Genomic DNA, 3,862 nt, shown 5'->3' with positions numbered 1-3,862 from the left:
TCAGAATAATAGTATCAGTATGTCCAAGTTTGAGAGATTATTTGCAAGTGGCCTGAAGTTTTTGCACCAGAACCCTTAATTCCACCTCGAAAAAGGTTTACAAAACCAATTTCGCGTAATAGAATAATAAATGTGCGAAATACTTAAAACCTGACCCATTTAAGAATCGAAACGGCTATCACGTAATAAAATAAAGAATTTTTGTTTTATTAGCGATGACAGCTGTTTCCACTTCTATCATCCTGTTGATGAGGGAGTCTTTTTTATTTTGCTTTCAAAATTTTATAAATTGTAAGTTGGTTCAGATTCCTATAAAACCTTTTTTACCCTATTAATTGAAATAATTGCTTAACAAAGGAATTATAATTATGGACAGACTGATTTTGTATCTTCTTTCCACTTATAATCATCACCTCTACTTCATATAAAATAGACAGATTCCTTAATCTACAATATAGAACACAGCCATTTCTTAATAAAACGAGAATTTTATCATACGATTATATTTAAATATTTAAGTTTCCTTGTCTAGGCGCCTGTCGAAACCACCTTTCTTTATTTTTATAAGGAAATGATGTAATCTATTGGGAAATACAATTAAATCTAGAACTGTTCTAGTTAAAAAATTTTACAAGCACTCTCCTAACCTTGGACATACTAATACTATGATTTTTAAAAAGATGTGTGATTAGTATAAAAAAGAAAACTTCAATAAACGAATTCGAAGTCATCTCGAGCAAACAAATGGTTTATAGAGGTTGTATGAAACGTATATACAGGTAAGGGGGCAATGAATGTATTTATATCGTGTTATTAATTCTGAAGGAAACACAATTGATTTTTATTCTGTTAACATCTAACATTGTATTAATTCCCCAATTATTCCCCTATTGTATACCTTTTATTCATTGTAATATATCCGCAAAGGAAGTACCTACATTATTCTTCCGTTTCATATGCTTCTCTAAATAGATTTTGGTCGTTTGAATATTTTCATGTCCAAGTGTTTGCATTAAGTGATATAAATCTGCATTTCCTTGTTCAACTGCCATGATTGCAAAAGCATGACGGAATGTATGTGCCGTTACAGGATTTTCACGATACTTTAGAAAATCTAAATTTGTCTTTTTTATCATATCTGTTACCTGATTTGATAACGTTTTAGGATTATAAAAATCCCCTCTTTGATTTACAAATAAAGGGCATTCGTCTCCCTGATCCAATATGGTTTGGAATCCTCTTCTCCGTCCCATTTCACTAATGCATTGGTATAAATGTTCAGGAATGAAAAGTTCACGTATTTTATCCCCTTTTCCCTTGACCCTTAGCCAATACTTTCCGTCATAATGTAAATCTTTGACTCTCGCGGTGCACAATTCTTGAATTCTTGCACCGGTACTTGCTAGAGCTAGTAAAAGTGTATAGTTTACTAAATGACCTTGTTCTTTATAAAACCCTAAAATTTTCATTACTTCATCATAGGATAGGTCCCGATTTGGCCGATCTTGTTCATTTACATTTGCGCGCTGTAGTTCTTCATGAATAGGTCTTTCAATATAAGCAAATACATAAAGGTGTTTGAAAAAAGAACGAAGAATTACTGATTTTTTTGCAAGTGTTGCGACCGCGTACGTATCCCCATTTCTACCGTTCTCTACCTGCTTCAACCAAGCATTATATTTACGAATATGCCAGGGCTGTAATGTTTTTAATAAAGAGTCATTTTGCTGTACCTCTTCCCCATTCAATTCGAACTCCTCCGCATGCTGCACCATGCACTGACAAAATGATAAAATTTCAGATACATAACTCTTTTTCGTATCCTCTTTTCTATTCTTTTTCTCATCCATATCATTTTGTAAATGTACAAAATGATAAATGACTTCCAAATCACTTAAATACGTATATTTACCCTTTCCCTCTTTTTCTGCAACCTCCATCTTCTCTTCCAACTTATCTATATAACGACTATCATGCAAGAATGGAACCATATCTCTTATATTTTCTACAAATGTATCTATATCTTCACTTTGATTCTTTGTTATAGGTAAGTTCTCTTTTTTATTTTGTTTATCCATATTTCGAATTCACCTCTCCTATTGAAGATTATGAAAATAATTCTCTTTAATATCCTTACTTATCATTTTATTTTACTTTTATACATTATACAAATGATAATTCATTTTCTTTCTGTAAGAATACTATATTCTTCTTCATTATCCTATACTCATATTTTTTTATAATTTATTGGCAAATAGATATCATTTAATAGTTAATACCTAAGATTTTAAATCCCTCTTACAAAGAAAATAAATTTTAAAATACATCAAGAGATAAATTAAATCTAAAATTTTTTTAAAATACAAAAATTTATAAGAATTTTAATAAATCCTGTTTCTCATTTTAAATATATCCCATATTCTGATATGATATATACATATCTAAAATACTAGTAAACAATAGTTATGGAGGTGTCCTTTCATGACACAAGATTTATTGTTCATTACAAAACCTACTGTAACGACAAAAGAGGCAGCCGACTTATTAGGAGTAACGGTACAAACAATTTTAAAGAAAGAAAAAGATGGATTAATAGAATGTGTATATAAAGATAACTGGAAGCAATTCGGTAGTAAGATTTTCTATTTAGAGGATATTGAACGTTTAAAAAATATCGAAGAGATTGAGGGTTATAGTACAAAAGAAGCAGCTGAGATTCTTAATGTAGCACCATCTACCGTCTTTACATATATCAAATCTGGAAAACTACCTGCAACAATGGTAGAAAAACGAGGAAAACAAATTTATCTTATTGATGAAGAAGAGCTAGAGATTTTTATGCTTGATTATGAAAAAAACAAAACAAAAGAGCGAAAAACATTCATTACTAAAATCCAAGATGAATATATATATTTATACCAATTATTAACACAGCTACATACTGGGAAAACAGCTAGAGTAATAGAAATTAATGGCGCAGACGGGAAGATTCTTACAGAGGACGAAGAAATTTTACCACTATCCACGTATAAAGAATGTGATTATTCCTTTGAACCTTTTCAAAAACAAGCGGTAATTACGAAAAGGGGGTATTTAACTTTTTCATTTAAAAAACCGCAACTATATAATTCCATTATTTACAATCTAATAAATTTATTTTATAAAGAACTTGGTATCACCAATATGCGGTTAACCTCTACATCAGAAACTATTAAATTAGAAATTAAGCCCTTTATTTTACAAGTAAATCCATTACAATTTCAAGAAGAGATTGAATACTTACATTCTCATATGAAATCCGGAACGATCCTTCCACATGTAGAAGGAATTTACTTTAAAAGTAATATAGAACCCTTCACTTTTCATGCGGATCATGAATTTAAACAAAAAGTAATTCAAATGGCCGCGGATGCTGGTATTGGACAAGAAGAATTCTTATTAGAGGCTGTAAATTTTTATATAACAAATCTAGACAAGTAATAAAGAGTGTAAAAAACAAACTCCCTGTACTAACTTTTAGTACAGGGAGTCCTCTTATTTGAATAGCCATATACACTTTACAGGAATTTGATAATCAGATACAGACATTGTAACTTTTGATTTTTTAGAATCATTTGGTGTGAATTTAATTTAAGCATTTACTGTAAATCCTAATTCTCCTGTGAAGGAACCTTTAATTGATTATTTTAAAATAACTTTAGGTTGTTCCTTATCAGTCGTATTTCGATACGATACTTCTTACAAAATTTACGATACCAGAAATGGACTTCGCTTTGGTAGCAAGAATGGTCTTCCCCCCGTCAAGTAGACAACTGTAAAAAAGACTATGCAGCCATCGAAATTCGATATTCGATCGGAGCTC

Annotated in this window: 2 protein-coding genes and 1 pseudogene; 2 read left to right on the top strand and 1 reads right to left on the bottom strand. The window is 30.7% G+C overall.

The window, feature by feature from the left end; genetic code table 11:
- Positions 1-710: 710 nt before the first annotated feature.
- Positions 711-791 (top strand): annotated as a pseudogene (locus JDS99_RS32205) (IS6 family transposase); the annotation flags it as partial.
- 114 nt (positions 792-905) lie between these two features.
- On the opposite strand, the gene JDS99_RS30055 reads toward JDS99_RS32205, so the two are convergent.
- On the bottom strand, positions 906-2,078 hold the full coding sequence (locus tag JDS99_RS30055; RefSeq protein WP_199696394.1) for a tyrosine-type recombinase/integrase: 1,173 nt from the start codon (positions 2,076-2,078) through the stop codon (positions 906-908).
- Between the two features lie 403 nt (positions 2,079-2,481).
- Here JDS99_RS30055 and JDS99_RS30050 point away from each other — a divergent pair, with 403 nt between their 5' ends.
- Positions 2,482-3,480, top strand: a complete 999-nt coding sequence (locus JDS99_RS30050) for a helix-turn-helix domain-containing protein (RefSeq protein ID WP_199696393.1) — start codon at positions 2,482-2,484, stop codon at positions 3,478-3,480.
- Positions 3,481-3,862 lie beyond the last annotated feature (382 nt).

Origin of the sequence: Bacillus cereus group sp. N6 (genome assembly GCF_016483705.1) — a bacterium.
Lineage (GTDB): Bacteria > Bacillota > Bacilli > Bacillales > Bacillaceae_G > Bacillus_A > Bacillus_A wiedmannii.
The sequence above is the reverse complement of the archived record's forward strand: the minus strand, read 5'-3'. Positions and strand labels throughout refer to the sequence as shown.

Coding starts and splice junctions, on each gene's coding strand:
- JDS99_RS30055 (WP_199696394.1), bottom strand. CDS start 2,078: ATGGATAAACAAAATAAAAAAGAGAACTTACCTATAACAAAGAATCAA.
- JDS99_RS30050 (WP_199696393.1), top strand. CDS start 2,482: ATGACACAAGATTTATTGTTCATTACAAAACCTACTGTAACGACAAAA.